The organism is Chryseobacterium sp. 22543 (genome assembly GCF_052044565.1).
Classification (GTDB): domain Bacteria; phylum Bacteroidota; class Bacteroidia; order Flavobacteriales; family Weeksellaceae; genus Chryseobacterium.
The window spans coordinates 162,550-184,807 of sequence record NZ_JBQENH010000006.1; the positions used below are offsets into that span (position 1 = coordinate 162,550).

At 36.3% G+C, this 22,258-nt stretch carries 25 protein-coding genes; 16 read left to right on the forward strand and 9 right to left on the reverse strand.

Going from position 1 to position 22,258, the window contains the following annotated elements:
- The 5 genes from ACTJIP_RS19675 to ACTJIP_RS19695 all read left to right on the forward strand — a co-directional run bounded on the left by ACTJIP_RS19675 (position 1) and on the right by ACTJIP_RS19695 (position 3,160).
- Positions 1-765: a DUF6759 domain-containing protein gene (locus ACTJIP_RS19675; protein WP_440704982.1), complete on the forward strand. Its 765-nt coding sequence runs from the start codon at positions 1-3 to the stop codon at positions 763-765.
- A gap of 96 nt (positions 766-861) precedes the next feature.
- Entirely contained in the window at positions 862-1,539 is a 678-nt protein-coding gene (gene trmB / locus ACTJIP_RS19680; RefSeq protein WP_440704983.1) for a tRNA (guanosine(46)-N7)-methyltransferase TrmB, read from the forward strand.
- Between the two features lie 19 nt (positions 1,540-1,558).
- Positions 1,559-2,260 carry a DUF6759 domain-containing protein gene (locus tag ACTJIP_RS19685; RefSeq protein WP_440704984.1) on the forward strand — a complete coding sequence of 234 codons (702 nt, stop codon included), beginning with the start codon at positions 1,559-1,561 and terminating at the stop codon, positions 2,258-2,260.
- A 6-nt stretch (positions 2,261-2,266) separates the two neighbouring features.
- Positions 2,267-2,707, forward strand: coding sequence for a DUF6759 domain-containing protein (locus ACTJIP_RS19690; protein ID WP_077418788.1), 441 nt, complete (start codon positions 2,267-2,269; stop codon positions 2,705-2,707).
- Positions 2,708-2,971: 264 nt separating this feature from the next.
- Positions 2,972-3,160 carry a bacteriocin-like protein gene (locus ACTJIP_RS19695; protein ID WP_139348586.1) on the forward strand — a complete coding sequence of 63 codons (189 nt, stop codon included), beginning with the start codon at positions 2,972-2,974 and terminating at the stop codon, positions 3,158-3,160.
- A 66-nt stretch (positions 3,161-3,226) separates the two neighbouring features.
- On the opposite strand, the gene rpsB is transcribed toward ACTJIP_RS19695, so the two are convergent.
- From rpsB to rplM, 3 genes are all read right to left on the reverse strand, one after another.
- Entirely contained in the window at positions 3,227-3,988 is a 762-nt protein-coding gene (gene rpsB / locus ACTJIP_RS19700; RefSeq protein ID WP_047373581.1) for a 30S ribosomal protein S2, read from the reverse strand.
- Between the two features lie 187 nt (positions 3,989-4,175).
- On the reverse strand, positions 4,176-4,562 hold the full coding sequence (rpsI, locus tag ACTJIP_RS19705) for a 30S ribosomal protein S9 (RefSeq protein WP_047385930.1): 387 nt from the start codon (positions 4,560-4,562) through the stop codon (positions 4,176-4,178).
- Between the two features lie 6 nt (positions 4,563-4,568).
- Positions 4,569-5,024 carry a 50S ribosomal protein L13 gene (gene rplM / locus ACTJIP_RS19710; RefSeq protein WP_047385928.1) on the reverse strand — a complete coding sequence of 152 codons (456 nt, stop codon included), beginning with the start codon at positions 5,022-5,024 and terminating at the stop codon, positions 4,569-4,571.
- Positions 5,025-5,371: 347 nt separating this feature from the next.
- Between rplM and ACTJIP_RS19715 the strand changes: the two genes are divergently transcribed.
- Entirely contained in the window at positions 5,372-6,484 is a 1,113-nt protein-coding gene (locus ACTJIP_RS19715) for a DUF3667 domain-containing protein (protein ID WP_440704985.1), read from the forward strand.
- Here ACTJIP_RS19715 and ACTJIP_RS19720 read toward each other — a convergent pair.
- Positions 6,481-6,813, reverse strand: coding sequence for a hypothetical protein (locus ACTJIP_RS19720; protein WP_077419348.1), 333 nt, complete (start codon positions 6,811-6,813; stop codon positions 6,481-6,483). The genes ACTJIP_RS19715 and ACTJIP_RS19720 overlap by 4 nt on opposite strands.
- Positions 6,814-7,062: 249 nt before the next feature.
- On the opposite strand from ACTJIP_RS19720, the gene ACTJIP_RS19725 reads away from it, so the two are divergent.
- The 3 genes from ACTJIP_RS19725 (at position 7,063) to ACTJIP_RS19735 (ending at position 12,313) form a co-directional block, all read left to right on the forward strand.
- Positions 7,063-10,410, forward strand: coding sequence for a methylmalonyl-CoA mutase family protein (locus ACTJIP_RS19725; RefSeq protein ID WP_219071849.1), 3,348 nt, complete (start codon positions 7,063-7,065; stop codon positions 10,408-10,410).
- Positions 10,411-10,501: 91 nt separating this feature from the next.
- Positions 10,502-11,560, forward strand: coding sequence for a hypothetical protein (locus ACTJIP_RS19730; protein WP_440704986.1), 1,059 nt, complete (start codon positions 10,502-10,504; stop codon positions 11,558-11,560).
- 42 nt (positions 11,561-11,602) lie between these two features.
- Positions 11,603-12,313 (forward strand): diphthine--ammonia ligase, encoded by a 711-nt coding sequence (locus ACTJIP_RS19735; RefSeq protein ID WP_219071852.1) that lies wholly within the window; start codon positions 11,603-11,605, stop codon positions 12,311-12,313.
- Between the two features lie 35 nt (positions 12,314-12,348).
- On the opposite strand, the gene ACTJIP_RS19740 is transcribed toward ACTJIP_RS19735, so the two are convergent.
- The gene (locus ACTJIP_RS19740; protein ID WP_219071853.1) at positions 12,349-13,767 is read right to left on the reverse strand and encodes a pyridoxal phosphate-dependent decarboxylase family protein; all 1,419 of its coding nucleotides are present in this window, start codon (positions 13,765-13,767) and stop codon (positions 12,349-12,351) included.
- 173 nt (positions 13,768-13,940) lie between these two features.
- On the opposite strand from ACTJIP_RS19740, the gene ACTJIP_RS19745 reads away from it, so the two are divergent.
- Complete coding sequence (locus ACTJIP_RS19745; RefSeq protein WP_077418783.1) at positions 13,941-15,053, forward strand: serine hydrolase domain-containing protein; 1,113 nt, start codon at positions 13,941-13,943, stop codon at positions 15,051-15,053.
- Positions 15,054-15,069: 16 nt separating this feature from the next.
- Here ACTJIP_RS19745 and ACTJIP_RS19750 read toward each other — a convergent pair whose 3' ends face one another.
- Together ACTJIP_RS19750 and ACTJIP_RS19755 are read right to left on the reverse strand one after the other, a co-directional pair.
- Positions 15,070-15,789, reverse strand: a complete 720-nt coding sequence (locus ACTJIP_RS19750) for a hypothetical protein (protein WP_077418782.1) — start codon at positions 15,787-15,789, stop codon at positions 15,070-15,072.
- Entirely contained in the window at positions 15,786-16,109 is a 324-nt protein-coding gene (locus ACTJIP_RS19755) for a PadR family transcriptional regulator (RefSeq protein ID WP_047385914.1), read from the reverse strand. Before ACTJIP_RS19755 ends, ACTJIP_RS19750 begins: the two co-directional genes overlap by 4 nt.
- 79 nt (positions 16,110-16,188) lie before the next feature.
- Between ACTJIP_RS19755 and ACTJIP_RS19760 the strand changes: the two genes are divergently transcribed.
- Positions 16,189-16,713 carry a 2'-5' RNA ligase family protein gene (locus ACTJIP_RS19760; protein ID WP_180564713.1) on the forward strand — a complete coding sequence of 175 codons (525 nt, stop codon included), beginning with the start codon at positions 16,189-16,191 and terminating at the stop codon, positions 16,711-16,713.
- A gap of 30 nt (positions 16,714-16,743) precedes the next feature.
- Here the strand turns inward: ACTJIP_RS19760 and ACTJIP_RS19765 are convergent, their stop codons facing one another.
- Both ACTJIP_RS19765 and ACTJIP_RS19770 read right to left on the reverse strand, forming a co-directional pair.
- On the reverse strand, positions 16,744-18,102 hold the full coding sequence (locus ACTJIP_RS19765) for a T9SS type A sorting domain-containing protein (protein WP_077418780.1): 1,359 nt from the start codon (positions 18,100-18,102) through the stop codon (positions 16,744-16,746).
- Positions 18,103-18,104: 2 nt separating this feature from the next.
- Positions 18,105-18,596 carry a hypothetical protein gene (locus tag ACTJIP_RS19770; protein ID WP_139348585.1) on the reverse strand — a complete coding sequence of 164 codons (492 nt, stop codon included), beginning with the start codon at positions 18,594-18,596 and terminating at the stop codon, positions 18,105-18,107.
- Positions 18,597-18,696: 100 nt separating this feature from the next.
- Between ACTJIP_RS19770 and ruvC the strand changes: the two genes are divergently transcribed.
- The 5 genes from ruvC (at position 18,697) to ACTJIP_RS19795 (ending at position 22,233) form a co-directional block, all read left to right on the forward strand.
- Positions 18,697-19,251 carry a crossover junction endodeoxyribonuclease RuvC gene (gene ruvC / locus ACTJIP_RS19775; protein WP_077418778.1) on the forward strand — a complete coding sequence of 185 codons (555 nt, stop codon included), beginning with the start codon at positions 18,697-18,699 and terminating at the stop codon, positions 19,249-19,251.
- 152 nt (positions 19,252-19,403) lie between these two features.
- Positions 19,404-20,474 (forward strand): DUF4407 domain-containing protein, encoded by a 1,071-nt coding sequence (locus ACTJIP_RS19780; RefSeq protein ID WP_077418777.1) that lies wholly within the window; start codon positions 19,404-19,406, stop codon positions 20,472-20,474.
- A gap of 173 nt (positions 20,475-20,647) precedes the next feature.
- Positions 20,648-21,241 carry a phage tail protein gene (locus tag ACTJIP_RS19785; RefSeq protein ID WP_077418776.1) on the forward strand — a complete coding sequence of 198 codons (594 nt, stop codon included), beginning with the start codon at positions 20,648-20,650 and terminating at the stop codon, positions 21,239-21,241.
- A 5-nt stretch (positions 21,242-21,246) separates the two neighbouring features.
- On the forward strand, positions 21,247-21,939 hold the full coding sequence (locus tag ACTJIP_RS19790; protein WP_077418775.1) for a T9SS type A sorting domain-containing protein: 693 nt from the start codon (positions 21,247-21,249) through the stop codon (positions 21,937-21,939).
- A gap of 96 nt (positions 21,940-22,035) precedes the next feature.
- The gene (locus ACTJIP_RS19795) at positions 22,036-22,233 is read left to right on the forward strand and encodes a KTSC domain-containing protein (protein ID WP_077418774.1); all 198 of its coding nucleotides are present in this window, start codon (positions 22,036-22,038) and stop codon (positions 22,231-22,233) included.
- Positions 22,234-22,258 lie beyond the last annotated feature (25 nt).

Genomic DNA, 22,258 nt, shown 5'->3' on the forward strand with positions numbered 1-22,258 from the left:
ATGAAACAAGTACTTTTACTTCTTTGCTGTATGTTTTTCTTTACTATGTCTGCTCAAAAAAAAGGGAAAGACTATAGTAATATTCTGAAAAGTAAGAATATCTATGAAATCAATGCCTTCTTAAGAGATGCCCATCCTGATGATCCGCGGAGATCTGTTCTGAAACCAAGGGTAATGGATATGATGAAAGAATACATCAAAGATGCACATCCAGCCGATCAGAAAGTAAAAGATATGCAGGAAATGCTTGCCATGCTAAGGAGAAGACCTTCCACAAAGATCACCTTTGATGAAATGAATGCGATCATCAAGCAGAAGCAAATTGCCAAATACAAGGCCGAATTAGCTGCAAAACAGCCTAGCACTGCTTATACTCCGAGCACCGCACAGAATACATTTGTTGTAAATGCTTCAGCCAATACAGCAATTCCCAATACTGAAGCAGAAGAATTCAATATGCTTATGACTGTATCTCCCATAGAGCACAAAAATAAAACGGTAAAAATCCTCAACTCTTTGTTTGATAATGACCCCAATTCTAAAGAATGTATTGTTCTGATTCAAAATAAATCAGATTGTAATATCATTGTAAGAATGGAAGGTGTAGGTACAACCAAGTACAGACTGGCAGTACCTGCTCAGGGTGAAGGTTCAATTGTTATAGAAAAAGGCCAGTATCTTTTCACCAGCCTGGTTTGTGGTGCTCAATATGCTTCACAAAAAACAATTGAAAGACCTATTATGGTGGCTTTAGGAAGCCAGTAGCTACAATCATACACGGATTATCTCTCTGTCTTTTACTTTCAAAAGACAGAGATTCTCCATAAATTTTCACTATTTTTGCACTCATTTTATAACTCAATGGGCAAGAATAAATTAGCAAGATTTGCAGAAAACAAAATATTACCAAATGTAATCCAACCTACAAGGGAAGATGCCTTACAAGGTTTTGAACTTAAGGGAAAATGGAGAGAAAATTTCTTCAAAAATGACAATCCAATTGTATTGGAATTAGGTTGTGGAAAAGGAGAATATTCTGTAGGACTCGCAAAAACATTTCCTGAAAAAAACTTTATCGGAATTGATATTAAAGGGGCAAGATTCTGGTTTGGAGCTAAAGAAGCGGTAGACAGCAACATGAATAATGTGGCTTTTTTGAGATCACAGATCGAGCTTGTTGATCATTTTTTTGCTGAAAATGAAGTAGATGAAATCTGGATTACATTCCCGGATCCACAGATCAAATACAGAAGAACAAAGCACAGATTGACTCACCCTGATTTCTTAAACCGATACAAAAAGTTTCTGAAGCCTGGCGGTATTATTCATTTAAAAACTGATTCAGAATTTTTACATGGATATACACTGGGATATCTGCAGGGGGCTGGCTATGAAATCATTAGTGCCCATCATGATATCTACGGAGCACCAGAATATGACCCTGATACGGAGCACCTTAGAGACATTAAAACCTATTATGAAGAACTTTTCTCAGCGAAAGGAAAAACAATTACTTACATTAAATTCCGGATAAGCTGATGAAGTAAAATAATAATTGATGAAAAAAAAACTTTTCCCTGTTTTCTTTTTATTCTTCACATTTTTGTTCCCCAACTCAATATCTGCTCAGAATAAAGGAGGTAATGACATCCTGAAAAGCATTGATATTAAAGAAATTGAAGAGTATATTAAGAACACCCATCCTGATGATCCAAAGAAAAGCGTGCTAAAACCTAAGCTTATCGCTTTAAAAAACGCAGAATGGACAAAAGGAGCCCGTACAGCCAAGCCGATGGAAGCAAGGCCTATTATCTCCGATATTCCTAAAAGTATCATGAGAAAACCTCATTCAGATGATGCTGAGGAGTTTAAAAAGCTCATCGCTGAAACCTCTGCTGAGCACAAAGAAAAAACGGTGAAACTTCTGAATGCAATGTTCAATGAAGATATTACCCGCAAGGAAGCAATACTCTTATTCAAAAATAATTCAGACTGCAATATTGTACTGAGGATTGAAGGAAAAGATTATTACAATCTTGCCGTTCCCGCTCACGGAGAAAATTTCATTGTGATCAATAAGGGTTCATATATGCTCAACAGCAATATCTGCGATATGAAATACATCTCCCAGAAAGACATTAAAAAAAGTATATTTGTAACGATTGATAATCCAAGACTCCTTGACACAGAAGCAAAACCCTCCAAAAAGGAACCTGCCAAAGTAAAGAAGTCTTCGAAAAAAAGAAAAACCAAAAAGTAAACTAGTATGAAAAGACTATTAGTTTTTGCCGGGATTTCAATGATCCTTGCCAGCTGTAATGTAAATTATGGCAGTTATCCGGTAAGAACCTCCTACCCTTCCTCTACCAGTAATTCAGGTAACGGAGCCAATACGGAAAGAGAATATAACGAACTTATAAAGACCTATAAACCGGAAACAGCAGACGTTCTTAATGATCTTCTTAACAATGATGATCCGAAAAATCCCAGAACCTCCATTTCAGTAGAAAACAAATCTCCATGCAACATGGTACTTACGGTAAGCGGAAATAATTTCTTCAAGAAAATCCCTATCGGCTCTGGAAAAGTAGGATATACAATGGTTCCTAAAAATCAAAACTACAGATTATCCGGACTTATTTGTAACTCGACCTATCAGTCTACAAAGTTTGTCACAACCTCATATTCTATAAAGCTTTCAAACTAAAATATGACCCACAGATTTCTGTGGGTTTTTATTTTTAATGTTCTTTCTTATTCTAAACCAACTAAAAACGTTAAAGTCGTCTGAACAGACTCATTTCATCGCTTTAAAAGCGATCACAAAATCCCATTATTAAAAGTTTAAACGAAGTAAAATAAAAAATATCTCATTGTAAATCATACACATAAAAATATTTCCATATATTTAGAAATATAATTGCGGTATCCGAAAAGCATATAGAGTAGGAAAAAAGCTAAAACTAAAACCATGAAAAATTTAAAAAAAGTCTCAAGAAGTGAGCTAAGAACCATCAAAGGAGGATACAGAAGTTGTATAGACGGCTGTAATATAGAAATGGGAGAAATGTGCTGCAGCGGCGTATGCAGAATTGGAGTCGTTGTACCAACAACAGATCCTGATTTCCCTGAATTAACGGTATGCCCTAAAAAACCTTAGTTATAAACAAAAAAAAAACGCTGGATCGAAATCCAGCGTTTTTCCTATAGTAAAGAAAATCTTTAATTATTCTGCATCGAAGTCAGCATCTTTATCAGCAGATACTACTTCTCCTTCTTCTTTAGATTTTTCTTTATCAGCTTTTCTTTGAGACTGACCTTCTTTGATAGATTCTGAAACAATGCTCAAGATCATATCGATAGATTTAGAAGCATCATCGTTTCCTGGGATAACGAAATCAACTTTTCTAGGGTCAGAGTTTGTATCAACAATACCGAAAACTGGAATACCTAATTTCTTAGCTTCAGTTACAGCGATGTGTTCTCTCAAGATATCTACAACGAAGATTGCAGAAGGAAGACGAACCATGTCAGAGATAGAACCTAAGTTCTTTTCTAAGTTAGCTCTTTGTCTGTCAACTTGTAATCTTTCTTTTTTAGATAAAGTTTCGAACGTACCGTCTTTTTTCATTTTGTCGATAGCATTCATCTTCTTTACAGCCTTTCTGATAGTAACGAAATTCGTTAACATACCTCCTGGCCATCTTTCTGTAATATAAGGCATATTAAGTTCAGAAGCGTGTTTTGCAACAACTTCTTTCGCTTGCTTCTTAGTAGCTACGAAAAGAACTTTTTTACCTGCAGAAGTTAATTTTTCTAAAGCGCTGCAAGCTTCATCTAATTTAACTGCTGTTTTATGTAAGTCTACAATGTGAATACCGTTTTTCTCCATAAAAATGTATGGAGCCATATTTGGGTTCCACTTTCTAGTCATGTGACCGAAGTGTACGCCAGCCTCTAAAAGGTCTTTTACATTTGCTTTTGCCATGTTTTCTGTTTTTGTTAGTTTACTTTCCGTCTTTTAAACAATCAACAACTTCTTTAGATGGGAGAAGCGTTTGGATGCTAAACGTAACGGGCAATTTTTTTGTTTAGATAAAATAGAACCAAGAACCATGAGCCAAGATCTGAGAGCAAAGTCTTGAATCTTGTGCCTGATATCCTGAATCCCGAAATTAACGTTTTGAGAATTGGAATCTCTTTCTTGCTTTTTTCTGACCTGGCTTCTTTCTTTCCACCATTCTTGCGTCTCTTGTAAGTAAACCAGCTGGTTTCAATGCTAATCTGAATTCAGCGTTGATTTCGCATAAAGCTCTTGAAATACCCAATCTGATAGCCTCTGCCTGACCTGTATTACCACCACCGAATACGTTTACGGTAACGTCATACTGGCCAACAGTCTCAGAAAGGATAAACGGTTGGTTCAATTTATAAACCATCACGTCTGTAGAGAAATATTCTTTAGCATCTTTACCGTTTACTGTAATAACACCAGAACCTGGTCTTACATAAACTCTTGCTACAGAAGTTTTTCTTCTTCCGATTTTGTGAACTATAGACATAATTAATTATTTAAATTCGTTAACATTAATTGTTTTAGGCTGTTGAGCTTCATGTTTGTGCTCAGTTCCTTCATATAAATAAAGGTTCTTAAGGATAGCAGATCCTAATCTGTTTTTAGGCAACATACCTTTTACAGACTTCTCTAATACCTTTAAAGAATCTTTCTTTTGAAGTTCAGCCGCAGTCATAGACTTCTGTCCACCAGGGTATCCTGTATGCCAGATATAAGTCTTATCAGCCCACTTGTTTCCGGAAAGTGTAATTTTCCCAGCATTCAAAACGATAACGTTATCACCACAATCTACGTGAGGTGTAAAGTTCGTTTTGTGCTTACCTCTCAAAATCTTTGCAACCGTAGAAGCTAGTCTACCTAACGGCTGTCCTTCAGCGTCTACCACAACCCATTCTTTATTCGCAGTAGCTTTGTTCGCTGAAACAGTTTTGTAACTTAATGTATTCACACGTTTTAGTTAAAGATTAAACATAATTTACCCCTAAAAGGGTGTGCAAAGGTACACATTATTTTTGTAACCCAAAAACATATTTTATTTTATCTATATAATCATGGTTACACACCCCTATATCAATAGATTTTAACACTATTATAATTTGGCATGCATCTTGTAAAATGTTGTGGCGATGAAAAAAACGCTCAGAAGATTCTAAAAACACAAGTGATACAGCAAAGAGTTCATTCCCTCAACTCTTTCTTTTATTAAATTTACTTTAAAGATTTCCGTAAAAGACATTAATATAATTACAGTTTCGCTGAAATAATTATATTTGTGTCAATCATATTTCATAATCCATGAGCCACGGAAAACTAAGAGATGATAAAACCTGCCTGAACTGCGGACATCAGGTTGATGAAAGATTTTGCCCACACTGCGGACAGGAAAATATTGAAAGCAGACAGCCCTTTCATTTTCTCTTTACTCATTTCATTGAGGATTTCACCCATTATGACGGGCAGTTCTGGAAAACTATGCAGTATCTGTTTACCCGTCCGGGGACACTTACCAAAGAATATCTGGCTGGTAAAAGACAATTGTATGTTGCTCCTGTAAAGCTGTACATATTCATAAGCTTCATTACATTTTTTCTACCCAACATCTTACCTCATGCCAAAGAAGAAACAGAAAGACCAAGCCAGATAAAAAAAGAAACAAAGGCAAAAAAGCCAAAAGAAATTTCACAAGACATTGTAAAAGATTTACAAAAAGAAGGCGTTCTGTCCCATGAAGTAGCAACAAATACTCAAAAGGTGTTGGATACTTTAAAAACTTTGGATACCCTAAAAATTAAAGACACCCGAGAAAAGACTGAACTTTTTGACCGTACGTTCGATACGAAAGAAGAGTCTATTATGAATGCCTATACAATAAAACAGTATGATTCTATACTTGCAAAGGATAAAACAGGGGTATATTCATTAGCGAGACCCCTGGCAGAAAAAGCTTTTTCTTTAAAGGAAGAAGGATACAGCAAACATCAGATCTGGGAAAAATATAAAGACAATTTCATTCATACGATTCCTAAAGCGCTCTTTGTATACCTTCCTATATTTGCATTCTTTTTATGGCTGTTCCATAACAAGAAAAAATGGTGGTACTTTGACCACGGTATATTTACCCTTCACTATTTCTCTTTCCTTTTATTAGGAATATTAGTATTTATAGTAGGAGAAAAGATAGTAAGCTTTCTTCCTGAAAATAATATACTTACCCTGTTATATGTTTTAGCCTGTATAGCACTGGCAGTCTATATGACGATCTATTTCTTTGTAGCACATCACAGGGTATATGAAACAAAAAAAAGAATAAGCATACTCAAAGGTTCCTTATTATTTATTATTAACTATATCGGATTACTTCTGATGTTTATGATACTGATGTACTTAAGCTTTATTATGCTTCATTAATTTCTAAGGGATTTATTCCCTCTGAAACTCGCAAATAAATAATACGCAACGAAAACGGTAGAAAATTTCAGGATAGATGGAATTGCCAATTCAAGATTAAAAATTAAAGCTCCTACAAGAACAAGAATTCCCATTCCTATAAAAGACAGTCCTAATTTCTTAGGTAGTGAAAAATTGGGTGTATCAAGATAATAAGCAAGTCCCCAGGCAGAACCAAAGGCAACAGCATAATAAATATCCAGTCCGATATTCTCTGAACTTAAAAAGAAATAGTTGATCAGGAAGCTAATTACGGTTCCTAATCCAAAGTACATCAAAGCTTTTTGCATGTCTGTAAAAATATTCTGCAAAAGTAGAGAATTTAATTTGAGAATGTAAAGATGAGGAACTTTGAAAGCGAAGTCACTGCAACTTGTTTTAACTCTGTGGTTTCCCAACTTTCAAAGTATCCCGCTCAAAAAGGGGATATATAATTAAATAAACACAAACAATCAATTGACAATCAAAAGAATAAAATCAAACACATGGTTCTTTTTTTATTGTTATATTTGAAAACTTAGAAACTTTCTAGAATTTTTATGGAAACCCAAAAATATACTCCAACCAACAAGGTAAGAATCGTAACTGCTGCCTCATTATTTGATGGGCATGATGCTGCGATCAATATTATGCGTCGTGTTATTCAGGGAACAGGATGCGAAGTGATCCATTTAGGACACGATAAATCAGCAGAGGAAGTTGTAAATACAGCAATCCAGGAAGATGCCAATGCTATTGCATTAACTTCATATCAGGGAGGTCACACAGAATATTTCAAATATATCTACGACCTGTTGAGAGAAAAAAATTCACCACAGATCAAAATTTTTGGCGGTGGTGGCGGTGTAATCCTTCCGGAAGAGATCAAAGATCTGATGTCTTATGGAATAGACAGAATTTATTCTCCGGATGACGGTCGTGAACTTGGTCTTCAGGGAATGATTGATGATCTTGTGCACAGATCAGATTTTGCGACAGGAAAAGATGTAACTGCAGAAGACCTGGATGCCATCAGTTTTGAAAACTCAACAAGCATCGCCAGTATTATCTCTGCTGTTGAAAACTTCTCAGAAGAAAAACCTGAGCTTGTAAAAGCAATTGACGAAAAGTCTAAAGATTTAACCATTCCAATTATTGGTATTACAGGTACTGGAGGAGCTGGTAAGTCTTCTTTAACAGATGAATTGGTAAGACGTTTCTTACGTTCAAATACTAATAAGAAAATTGCCATTATCTCTATTGACCCTTCAAAAAAGAAAACCGGAGGGGCTTTATTAGGAGACAGAATCCGTATGAACGCGATCAATGATCCTAGAGTGTATATGCGTTCTATGGCAACGAGAGAAAATAACGTTTCCGTTTCTCCATTCATTCATTCTGCTTTGAATGTACTGAAACTGGCTCATCCTGATGTTATCATCCTTGAAACTTCAGGGATCGGGCAGTCTGGTTCAGAAGTATCAGATTTTGCCGATGTTTCTATGTATGTAATGACTCCTGAATATGGAGCGTCTACACAGCTGGAAAAAATCGACATGTTGGACTATGCGGATCTTGTCGCATTAAATAAATCTGACAAAAGAGGGGCTCTTGATGCTCTTCAGGCGGTAAGAAAACAGTTCCAGAGAAACCACCTTTTATGGGAAAGTCCATTAGAAGATATGCCTGTATATGCTACAAAAGCATCTCAGTTTAATGACCACGGAACAACGGAACTCTACAACAGATTGGTTTCTAAAGTAAACGAAAAGTTTGCTGATTTAAAACTAAATACATTCGTAGAACAGGAAATCACAGACGAAGTAACAATTATTCCTCCAAAAAGAGTTCGTTACCTTTCTGAAATTGTTGAAAACAACAAGCAATACGACATCAATATCGAAAAACAGGCTGAGCTGGCCAGAACAATGTATCATATTGAAGGCGTAAAAAAAATAATTTCCAATGAGGTGTTAGAGGCTGAATATCAAAAGGCAGAAAAACATCTTCAACAGGATAATATCGACTTCCTGAAGACATGGGATGATACTAAAAAAGCTTTCCAGGAAGAATTCTACTCTTATTTTGTAAGAGGAAAAGAGATTAAGGTGGAAACTTCTACAGAATCCTTATCTCATTTGAGAATTCCAAAAATTGCATTACCAAAATACAATGACTGGGGTGATCTGATCCAATGGAAAGGACAGGAAAACCTTCCGGGAAGTTTCCCTTATACAGCAGGAATTTATCCGTTCAAGAGAACCGGTGAGGATCCGACAAGAATGTTTGCTGGAGAAGGAGGTCCCGAAAGAACCAACAGAAGATTCCATTATGTTTCTGCAGAAATGCCTGCAAAACGTTTATCCACAGCATTTGACTCGGTAACTTTATATGGTCAGGATCCTGCTTTACCACCGGATATTTATGGTAAAATCGGAAATGCAGGAGTTTCTATCGCGACGTTGGATGATGCTAAAAAACTGTATTCCGGATTTGATCTGGTTAATGCACTGACTTCGGTTTCCATGACGATCAACGGTCCTGCACCGATGCTATTGGCTTTCTTTATGAATGCTGCCATTGATCAGAATGTTGAAAAATATATCAAAGAAAACGGTTTAGAAGCTAAAGTAGAGGCTAAACTTAAGGAGAAATTTGACGATAAAGGTTTAGAAAGACCAAAATATAAAGGCGAACTTCCTCCATCCAATAATGGTTTAGGATTACAGCTTTTAGGATTAACGGGTGATGAAGTAATTCCTGCAAATGTATACGCAGAAATTAAAGCTAAAACGATTGCTACCGTTCGTGGTACCGTTCAGGCTGATATCTTAAAAGAAGACCAGGCTCAGAATACGTGTATCTTCTCTACTGAATTTGCCCTTAGACTCATGGGCGACGTTCAGGAATATTTCATCCGAGAGAAAGTAAGAAACTTCTACTCTGTTTCCATTTCAGGATATCATATTGCTGAAGCAGGAGCAAACCCAGTTTCTCAATTGGCATTCACCCTGGCCAACGGTTTCACTTATGTGGAATATTACTTAAGCCGTGGAATGGACATCAATGATTTTGCACCAAACTTATCTTTCTTCTTCTCCAATGGTATCGACCCTGAGTATTCGGTAATCGGACGTGTAGCAAGAAGAATCTGGGCAAAAGCTATGAAATTAAAATACGGAGCTGACGAAAGAAGCCAGATGCTAAAATATCACATTCAAACTTCAGGACGTTCTCTTCACGCTCAGGAAATTGATTTCAATGACATCAGAACAACTCTTCAGGCGCTTTATGCGATCTATGATAACTGTAATTCACTTCACACCAATGCTTATGATGAGGCGATCACGACTCCTACTGAGCAATCTGTAAGAAGAGCGATGGCAATTCAGTTGATCATCAATAAAGAATTAGGACTGGCTAAAAACGAAAATCCGCTTCAGGGATCATTTATCATTGAAGAATTAACGGATCTTGTGGAAGAAGCTGTATATACAGAATTTGACAGAATTACTGAAAGAGGTGGTGTTCTTGGAGCCATGGAAACGATGTATCAGCGTTCAAAAATCCAGGAAGAATCTATGCATTATGAATGGTTGAAGCACACCGGTGAATATCCGATTATCGGGGTAAATACATTCTTAGGAAAAGATGGCTCACCAACTGTTTTACCAGGAGAAGTTATTCGTTCTACTGAAGAAGAAAAACAATCACAGATTGAATCTCTACACAACTTCCAGCAAGCGAATGACGACAGATCTGAAGAAGCTCTGAAACAACTTCAACATGCAGCCATCAACCAGCAAAACTTATTTGAAGTGATGATGGATGCTGTAAAATACTGCTCTCTAGGACAAATTACCAACGCTTTATTTGAAGTGGGTGGTAAATACAGAAGAAATATGTAAACCGTAATTGGGCATACATTTTTTATAAATCAAACCTCAAAGAAATTCTTTGAGGTTTTTTTGTATTTTTAATTTTAAAAACTAATTAACAATGAAAAAGAGAACTATGAAAAATAATTTTGAGAAATTCCTGTTCTTAACCATCATTTGCCTTACATCTACTTTATGGGGTCAAAAACGCACTGAACCATTTACCATCACCCTACCCAGCCACAAAGTAGAGAAAAGCTACTATAAAATGATAACACTTATTGATAAAAGAGAAGATACCACTTCTTTAGGAATTGTACAGCAGGGAATGCTGAATGCCAAAGCTAAAGTGATTCCCACCTCCAGTATATCAAGCCAATTTCAAAGTATCCTGAACAGCATCAATGGAGATGATACCGAAGATGGAACGATGGTTCTGTACCTGAAACAATTATACTTTGCGGAGGTTACTGCCAAACTCAGCGAGCATGGCTACTGCTATTTTCAGGGGTTTCTGTTTTCAAAAAACAGTGATGGAACTTACTCTTTGATGGATCAGACCGATACAGTAATTGATATCAAAGCAACTGATGTTACCACAAAAACACTTGAAAAAGGAAGCGAAATGCTCGTAGATTTCATCAGTAAAAACGCATCTAAAAAGCTAGAAACAACCAATTCTTATACCATTGAACAAGTAAAGAACTTTGATAATACCGCCAAGCAGTCAATCAGTTTTTACAATTCACCTCAACTGAAAGATGGAGTATATAAAAACTATAACTCTTTAAAGAATCAACAGCCGGACCAAGAAATCGCAAATGTCAAATTCTACGGTAATGCTCCAAAAATTGTAAGAATCTATGAAATGGCAGACGGCAAAGAAAAAGAAATCAAAAAAGACAATATCTATGCTATCGTGTATAAAGGAGAACCATACATCTACCTTTCCATAGAAAACCTTTTTACCAAGGCAGTAAAAAGAGATAATGATTATTATTTTATTGGTAAAATAAGGTCGAATCCCAATGCGGGAAGTATGATGCTGACTGGAGCTGCATTCTTTGGTGCCATTGGTGTTCTGATTATGAGCAATCCAGCCTATCCTTTTGAAATGAAGATAGATTACTTCAATGGTGGATTTGTTCCGATCAAAGAAATTCAAAACAAAAATTATTAACCCACAAAATCTCCTTACTTTTGGGAGATTTTTATTTTTAAAATGAAACCAAAAGCTTTATTCAACTGGAGCAGCGGAAAAGATTCTGCGCTTGCTCTTTATAAAATACTACAGGCAGATCAATATGAAATTTCTACTTTGCTTACAAGTATTAATGAAGAATTTCAAAGGATTTCCATGCATGGTGTTCATGTTTCTCTGTTGGAAAAACAGACCGAAAGCCTCGGGATTTCGTTAATTAAAATGGAGCTTCCTAAAGAACCATCAATGGAAGAATACCAGCAAATCATGAGCAAAACAATGGCCGGAATTCAGGCTCAGGGGATTACCCATTCCGTTTTTGGTGATATTTTCCTGGAAGATCTGCGAAAATACAGGGAAGACCAATTAAATGCCATCGGTATGAAGGCTCTATTTCCCCTCTGGAAACAAGATACCTCCAACCTCATCCATGAATTTTTAGAGCTTGGTTTTAAAACCATTGTAACCTGTGTAAACGGAACTTATCTGGATAAAAGCTTTGCAGGACGAATCATTGATCAGAAATTTATAGATGATCTTCCTGAAAATGTAGATCCATGCGGAGAAAACGGTGAGTTTCACACCTTCACTTTTGATGGACCTATTTTCAAAAATCCGGTACACTTTGAAATCGGGGAAACAGTTAAAAAAACTTATCCTAAACCTAAAACCTCTGCTGAAGAAGAAGACGGCGAATATGTTTTCTGGTTTTGTGATCTGCTGTCAAAATAAGCCTGTGGATAAATCTTCACAGGCTTTTCAATAGATTATTGTATTTCAGTAATGATTTCATTCATCAGATCAAATACCTGTCTGATATCGTTTTCACTAGTCATCCAGTTTACAAAAGCAGCTCTTACTCCTTTATGCTGATTATAAAAAGTAGGGGTCATAAAGACTTTTCCTGTATTATTTAGCTTTTCAAGAAATCGTCCTACCGCATCCTGCTTTGCATCATCTTTCAATGTAAAGCAAACTGTGTTCAGTCTTACCGGAGCCAGCAGTTTAAAATCATGACTGTTTTCAATCAGCTGTCCAAACTGTTTCGCCCATGATATATTCTTATCCACAATCTCCTGATACCCCTTTTTACCATAAGCCATAAGAGAGAACCATGCAGGAAGCGCCTTTAATCTTCTTGAGTTTTCAGGAAGGAAATTTAAATAGTTGAAATTATCCAACGGATCTCCCAGATAAGGGGCATTTGAATTCTGAAAAGTTTCTATCTGTAAAATTTTATATTGCTCTTTAATGAAAAATACGGCACTTTCATAAGGTACATTCAGCCATTTGTGACAATCTACTGTGATACTGTCGGCATATTCCCAACCTTCCACAAGATGATGATGGGTTTCTGAACAAGCTGCAAAACCACCAAAAGCGGCATCGATGTGCCACCAGAAATTGTATTTTTCTTTTAATTTGCTGATCGCTTTGAAATCATCAAAATCCACCGTATTTACTGTTCCTCCACTTGAAATCAATATAAATGACTCCCCATCAAGCTTTAGAATATTTTCTTCCAGATCCTTGATATGGATGGCTTCCCGGTTTCCTTCTTCCGTTTTAATCTTAATAATATTGGCGCTTCCCAGTCCTAATAATGACAATGATTTTATAGAAGAAGAGTGAGGAGTCGCTGTGAGTATCTTTACTGTTCCCGAAATGCCTTCTTTCGCAATATCTCTTCCCTGCTCTTTTCCCAGCCATTGACGGCCCACAGCCAAACAGGTAAAATTAGACATTGTAGCTCCTGATACAAAACCACAAAAGAAACTTTCCGGAAGCTTAAGAAGTTTTAGCAAAAGCTGTACGGTTTCCATTTCTATGGTTGCGGAAATATCTCCCTGTCCTTTTACAGACTGGGTATTCTGATCATAAACCGTCGCCAGCCAGTCACCAGCTACCGATGCCGGTGTAGCACCTCCCGTCACAAATCCCCAGTATCGGGGCCCTCCGGAACCCACCATGATCGGTTCAAATTTTTCGTTGAAAATCCGCAAAGCCTCTTCTGCTCCTAATCCTGATTCCGGGAGTTCCTGTTTTTCCAATAGAGTGTTTAGATTGTTATTGATTACCGATGTTGATCTGTCTTCAATAGAGTTCAGATAATCCGTTCCCTGTTCTTTGATGATATTCAGCAGGTATCCGATGTTTGCTGAATCATTTTTCAAGTGTTCATTCATACTTTGTGATACATTTCTATATCAAATGTATTAAAAATACCTGCTAAAGAATTATTAAATTTAATATTAAATTGATCCAAAGCCCGTCCTAGCACGCAATTTGCATCCCTAAATGCTCCTGGATATTTTAGTATCTTTAAGGGTAACAACCATCATATAAAAATACAACACCTGTGATCAAAAATTTAGTATTCCTGACTCTATTCTGTTTTTTATTTTCCTGTACAACAACTGAGGCTCCAAAGGCTTCTCCTGTTGATAAAAAAGCCATTATCGATTCTACTGTTGCCGCTTTTCAGAAAACACTTTTAGAACAACAGATTGATTCTGCTTTCAAAAAGTACCATTTCAATGGAAGTATTGCTGTTTTTAAAGACACCATATCCCTTTACAGAAGAGAAAACGGATATTCTGATTTTAAAAAGAAAACTAAAATTGACAGTAATACCATTTTTGCCATAGGTTCTGTAAGCAAGCAGTTTACCGCTGTTTTGGTATTACTTCAAATGGAACAGGGAAAACTGAACGTGACAGATAAAGTTTCAAAATATTTAAAGGAATTCCAGATCAAAGAATATGAAAACATTACAATTCATCAGCTATTGAACCATACTTCAGGGTTAAATATGGTGGGAGGAAAGCTTATGTTTAAAAGCGGTTCTGACTTCTTCTATTCCAACGACGGATTCAATACCCTTGGAAAGATTGTGGAAAAAGTTTCCGGAAGATCATATGCTGAAAACGTTCAGGAACTTTTTCAAAAAGCAGGAATGAACCATTCTTCAACCGGAGATACTTTTAAAGGAAATAACTTTGCCAGTGCTTATCTCGGTACACCTGCTAGATTTCAGGAAGTTCCCAATATGCCGAAAAGATTAGGCGGACAGGAAATAGGAACTCCGGCTGGTGGAATATTATCCACTATTCAGGATCTTCATTCATGGAACAATGCTTTGTATGGTGGGAAAATTTTAAAACCAGAAACGCAGAAGCTATTCATGGCAAAAAGCGCAGAAAGACGTCATGCAATCTTTGGAAAGATGGGCTACGCTTACGGCATCATGCTTAATATTGGCCAACCCAATTCTTATTTCCACAGCGGTTATATAAAAGGTTCCCCTTCATTAAATATCTATTATCCCGACACCAAAACTTCAGTAATCATCCTTTCTAATATTGCCGATGAAGAAAAGGGAAAAGGAGTTATCTTCAGACCTCATATTGAAGTAAAAAAGATTACAGATCATCTTGAGAACACTCTTACGCAGCTAAGATCACAACACTAGTTGAATAACGTGCTATTTATGCGGGTTTAAGGAATTCCTGCATTTTCACTAAATTCTTTTTGTGTTCCATAAAATTGAATACAGCAAAAACAAGTGCCGTCTGCAATATGAAAGGGAAGATCAATGTAATTAAGGTCAGAGCAACTTCAGAATGATTGTGTTCTCTGAAAAACTGATAAGCATAAGTCCCGTTCTTCATTACAATCTGTACCATTGAAGAAGCACAAACAACCAATAATCCTATATTCTGCTGATACATTGTATAAAGGCTTTTTTCCTTGTATTTGAAATCTGCTTTCAGGTATTTCCAGATCTTATAATTAAAAACCAATATCAATACTGATCCCAATAAAAATGATCCGTTAAGCAGTTTAAAAAATATATTATAAACTTCCTGGTTTTGTGCTGTAAAAATCAGCAATAAATTAATTCCTAAAGCCAGCAATCCTATTATTAAAGATTTTCTGAAAAGTCCGGCATATTTTTCCTGTATAATCTTTTTGGCAATCAAAGGGATTGTCGTTGGATAGAATAGCAGATAGTTAACTAATTTAAATTCTCCACTCCAGGATTCTTTTATCTGTAAGAAAGCTTCCTCGAAACTGATATTCTCTTTATACTGAAGATCTGAAATCTGGCTGATCATATGGTCTCTGATTTCTACCAGAATATCCAATGAGAGCTGTTGAGCTACCAGATAATCTGTAATTTTATTTTCCTGTTCCTCCGTTATCATAAATTGAATATGGTTTGTAGGTTTAATAAGTAGCTTTTCATCTCAGTCTCTTTTTCTTCCTGTTGTTTTTTCCCTTTTTCAGTCAGCAGATAATATTTACGGTCTCTTCCGTTGATTTTCTGAATTTCAGAAATAATCATTCCGTCACCCTCCAGTTTGTGCAATAATGGATAAAGTGCTCCTTCCGTCATTTCAAGCTCACCTTCCGTGAGTTCTTTTGCCCTTTGAGTAATCTGATATCCGTACATTTTGATTTCTTTTGAAAGAAGCTTCAAAATAATATTCTGCAGGGTACCTTTATAAAGACTATTCTTTTTCATAGAATGATTTATACATTGCAAACATATGCATAATTTTCTTATGTATATAAATTTAATGTAAAAACTTTTAATTTGTCTTATGAAAAAAATGTACTTCATAGCCATTTATCCTCCTCAGGAGATTATTGAAGAAATAAAAGCCTTTAAAAGAGATCTGGTAATGAATTATGCCAATTCCAAGGCTTTGAAAAATGAAGCCCATATTACACTATTCCCTCCCTTTTCCAGAGAAATTGAAATGGAGGACGATATTCATATTGCTTTTCAGAAGATCAATACGGAAATCAACCCTTTTGAAGTAGAACTGGATGGCTTTGGAAGCTTTCCTAATCCTAAAAATCCTGTACTCTATATTCAGCCAAAAGCAAATATTCATTTAACTGAGCTTTATCATAGGGTAAAAGAGTATTTTAATTTTGTCCCTTATTCTTTTAGCCCACATATGACTGTAGGCTACAGAGATCTGAGTTGGGAAAATTATCTTAAAGCCTGGGAAAAATATGAAACAAAGGATTACAAAACTAAATTCTTAGTTGATAAAATAATACTTCTCCGCCACGATGGACAATGGGTGCCTATAGCAGAGAAGAAACTGGAAAAATAAACCGGCTGCAGGAGCCGGTTAAGTTCAAATTTATTCTTTTATGATTTTCTGAGAGAGAATCAGATTTTTGTTTTCTTTTACATTCAGCAGATAAGTACCTGCCGGAAAGTTTTTAATATCAATTCTTATCCCGGCATCTTTGAATTCAAATCTGGATGGAATCAATTTTCCGGAAGTATCATAGATTTCTATTTTTACATCTTTTGAAAAATCCTGTTTCCCTTTAATGAAAAATTCACCATCTGTAGGATTCGGATAAATACTGAAACGTCTTTCTTCAGCTTTTACTTCTGAAAGTTTAAGAGTTGATTTACTCAGAGTCCAGGAAACATTGGTAACATGAAGGGTGCTGTGATTATCAACTTTTAAAAGCGGGTTATTATCTACGACCGAAAATGTCAAAGTATTATTTCCATTGTTAAGTTGTCCGGGAGTAATGGTAACACTATTTCCTGTAGCCCCCAAAGCTGTTCCATTTAATGTCCAGGTGTTGACCAATGTATTAGGAATAGGAAGAATTTCAGTGACCGTGAAAGTAACATTTGATGTGGCATCTACTGAAGTGTTATTTGCCGGTGTATAGGAATCTACAGGAGACACTAAACTATGGATTTTTTCGATAATTGCTTCTTTGCATACGGAGCAAAACTGCTGGTTAAGATATCTCATCTCACAACTCTGATGCGGACGGAACCATGTTGGGCTTTCAGCATGAGCATAGACACCTACCCCGTTTAATCCTACCCAATTTTTCCATTTGATCGTCGCAGGATTGGAGTTTTGGGTTTTATTTGCGGATTCCAATGTACCTGAAAACCAATATTCATCAGCTAATTTACCAAAGGAATGTCCTAGCTCATGTACCACAATTTCATTAGAAGAACCATTTAAGGAAGCAAAGGCATAGGTACCTCCACAACCTCCGTATTCCGTAGAGTTGCCCAATACATAGGTGATATCATAATCCGGGATATTGGCCGCCAAAACCTGCCCTACCTTATTGGTTGTATTACTGTATATACATCTGTGAACTCCAACATCGAAGGTAGAACCAAGATAGTTATTAGGATTGGTTACAGGAATTACGGGTTCAGTAACATCTGTGGCAGTTCCCGGGTGCTTCACTCCTGATTCTGTAGAAATCACTTTTACCGCATAGGCATTAAAATAATTTTTATATTCTGTATAGGGACTTTTTGTAAAAAGATAGTTGACCGTATTCTGAGCTGATGTTGTGAAAGCAGCCTGCTGTGCAGCGGTAAACCCGTCTCCTAACACAGCAATCACAACCCGCTTACTGTTGTCTCCGTTCTGTAAAAGAGGAACAGTCTCAAATGACTGGGCAAAACAGCTGCTTCCTATTAAAAGGGATAATAAAACTTTTTTCATAATTATAGTTTTTGTGTGAATAATAGTTGTGCTCCATCATCAGTTGCCTTTTCAATCTTTATAGTCTGAACATTTTCAGAATAGGAAAAACGGGCACTGAATTCCGCGCTTTGAAGGGAAGCTTTATGTCGGGAAATACCTTCTTTTTCATACACTTCCAATTCAGGATTAAAAGGATCTTTTACAAGCTGTTTGGCAACTTCTTTCCCACCGGACTCTGTCAATGTGATGATAAGATCTCCCTTATCCACTCCATTTCTTTCAAAATAAGGGGTGTGTTTCAACCTGCCATCCGTAATTTTAGAACTTTGCAGGGTAATTTTTGCATTTCCTGATTGATCTTTATCTGCCTTGAAAAACAAATAAATAATCCTATCGCCTTTTCTTGCCACAGTTTCTGAAAGCGATTGCCTTTTTTGAGTTAATCCATTTTCTTTCTGAAAGCTGCAGAACAGAAAAACAGGAACAATGAGTACATTAAATACATTTTTCATAATCATTTTTGTTTAAAGTTACTAAAGTTTTAAATATGAACGAAAATCATTGCAAATACTTTTTCCAGCTTAAAACACAGAAAGTCCTATCTTTGGGGCAATGATTTCAGAGAAAATAATTTTAGGTATTGACCCGGGAACAGCTGTGATGGGGTTTGGCATTATCTCCGTAAAAAAAGGAAAAATGGAGATGGTTTCTATCCATGAACTGATCTTAAAAAAATATCCCAACCACGAAACAAAGCTCAAATATATTTTTGAAAGAACGCTGTCTCTCATCGATGAGTTTCATCCTGATGAAGTTGCTCTTGAAGCTCCTTTCTTTGGAAAAAACGTACAGAGTATGCTTAAACTTGGCCGTGCACAGGGAGTTGCCATGGCTGCCAGCCTTTACAGAAATATTCCTATCACCGAATATTCTCCGAAAAAAATTAAAATGGCCATCACCGGAAACGGAAACGCCAGTAAAGAACAGGTGGCAGGGATGCTTCAGAATCTTCTTAATTTAAAAGAATTCCCTACCAAATACCTGGATGCCTCTGACGGGCTTGCCGTTGCCGTATGTCATCATTTTAATTCCGGAACAATAGCAGATACCAAATCATATTCCGGATGGGATAGTTTTTTGAAACAGAATCCGGATAGATTGAAGTAATCTTGATCTTCTCTTTGAAAATTTCAAAAAAGTAAATTTAATCGTCTTAAAAACAGTTTTTTACGAAAACACATTCAATTACTTGGTAAAACATAATACTATCTTTTACATTGGTATGATTTTTAGTATTACCTTTGTATAAATTTTCAGTTATGAAAACAAACCAACAAACTATAAATCAAGGGACTCATAAAATAAACTGGTTCCAAAAGTTTCTGATGGTGTGTTCCGGCGGGAACATCCATATCTTAAGAAAGACTCCGAGTGAATGGAATAAGTTTTCCGGCATTGGGGGGATTGTACTTTTCACCGCAGTATTTGCCACTTTATCTGCAGGCTATGCGATGTATACCGTTTTTGACAACATTTGGGCAGCCATAGGATTTGGAATTCTTTGGGGATTGATGATTTTTAATCTTGACCGTTATATCGTTTCTTCCATTAAAAAAACAGGAACATGGTGGAATCAGATTCTGATGGCTATTCCCCGTCTTATCCTAGCCACATTTTTAGGGATTATTATTTCTAAACCATTAGAGCTTAAAATTTTTGAGAAAGAGGTAAATAAACAGTTGAATACCATCATTCAAAGGAATAAAAAGCAGCTTCAGGGTGAAATGAATGGAAGGATTCTTCAACAGAGCGGGCCTTTTGAAACCGAAAAACAGCAGATTTCAGGAAAAATAGCACAGTATCAGAAATCCTATGATTCTGCTTCAGTAGAACTTGAAAAAGAAATCCTGGGAAAACAATCGGGTCTAACCAGTGGAAAAGAGGGTTACGGACCGAATGCTAAACGTAAACAGGAATTAAAAGAGCAACGCAGACAGGATCTTGAGAATTATCAAAAACAAGCTGCTCCCAGACTGGAATATTTAGACAAAGAAATATCCAAGGTATACACGAATCTGGAAACAGAAAGAAAATCTACAGAGACTTTTGAGGACAAATTCAATGGGTTTGCAGCAAGACTTCAGGCACTGGATGAACTGGGTAAGAATTCAGCGATTATAGGATTGGCAGCAGCTTTTATTATGGGACTGTTCATCTGTCTTGAAATCTCTCCGGTTCTGGTAAAATTAATTTCTCATATAGGGCCTTACGATTATCTTTTAGAAAAAACAGAAAATGATTTCAGGTTGTATTCCAAAGAGAAAATTGAAAAAGGAAACGCTCTGACAGATTTCAGAATTGAAGATTTTAAGGATAATCTGAAAAATTAATGATCATCTGCATTGGCTATTGAGCAATTTAAACATTAGAGAAAAAATCTATAAAAAATTAATATTTCATTAATAAAATCTACCTTTCATTAAATTAATGAAAGGTTTTTATTTTTATAATTGATTATATGTGAAATATTTTCTAATTTTATATTACTTAAAACCTTGTCATCATGAAAAATTTATTTCTTGCATGTACACTGCTGATCTGCGGTGCATTTGCCCCTGCTTTAAAAGCTCAGGCATCAGAACCATTTTTAGGGCAAATAGCCTTTGTACCTTATAATTTTGCACCAAAATACTGGGCAGAATGTAATGGGCAGATCCTGCCTATCGCTCAAAATCAAGCACTTTTTTCATTGTTAGGAACTACTTATGGAGGAAATGGAACAACCACATTTGCTTTACCCGATATGAGGGGAAGAGTTCTTGTTCATAACGGACAGGCTCCTGGAGGGCCAACAAACTACACTATGGGAGAAACCGGCGGAACTGAAAGTGTAACATTATTGATAACACAAATGCCAGCTCACAATCATACTGTAAATGCCGTAACAGCGGAAGGAAATCAAAATTCACCAACAAATAATCTTCCGGCAGACACCAAAATTCTCGATAAAGAATATTCCGACGCAGCGGCCAATACTACGATGAAAAGCACAATGGTAGGAAACACAGGAGGAAGCCAGCCTCATGAAAACAGACCTCCCTTTATCACGCTGAAATGCATCATTGCATTGGCCGGAGTTTTCCCATCACAAAATTAACGGTTATGAAAATTCTTTACTTATTATGTCTGCTCGCCGGAAGCTCAGCTTTTGCACAGACCATAACGTTTAATGGATGTCCTAATCTGTTTAGCAGCCCGCCGAATACATATACTTTTAACAAAACCGGAGTAGATGCTTTTAACAAAAATATTTATATGACGACCCCTATTGACGGCGGACAAGATTGTGATGGATTAGGCACCTGTGAATTTAAAATCCAATGGAACAACACCCTTACAAGATGGGAATTTCTTGGTGATGAAGGCAATGGAACTTTTACGACTCCTTATTTGATCTATTATAATTCAACAGGAAACAATTCTGTTCCGATACCACCAGGCAACAGCGTCGGAACCTGGGTTGAAAATACAGTAATGACTAACGGACAATGTGGCGGAAACCTTACTGCGGTAAATTCCACCATGACGGGTGACGTACAGACCACAACATTGGGAACTTCAGATCTTTCTCAACATAAAATCCAGATCTTCCCGAACCCTGTGACAGATTTCATTCGTATTTCCGGCATTGATGACGGATTATCTATCCAAATTTATAATATGGACGGACGACTTGTAAAAACTGAAATGTTTGATTCAAAAATTGATGTCTCACAACTTATTCCAGGTGGTTATATATTAAAAATAAATACCAGGAATTTCCAAACTCATCAATTTAAATTCGTGAAAAAATAAACTACTATTTTACAGGAACACATCTTTGAAGCTTTCGGAATTACCGGAAGCTTTTTATTTTTGATGATAAGGAACATTTATTGTATGAACTGTAGCATGCCTTCAAGTGTTGTACATCATTTCATCTATTTCCCGGATACTGAAATATTGAGGATTATATATCAGTCAGGAGCGGTTTATGACTATTTTAAAGTACCCTCTGATATCATAGAAAAGTTCGGAAAGGCAAAATCTAAAGGACAGTTCCTGAACAAAGTCATAAAGCCCAGATTTAAATACATTAGAATTGAATAAAAAAATGTCCCCATTGAAATGGAGA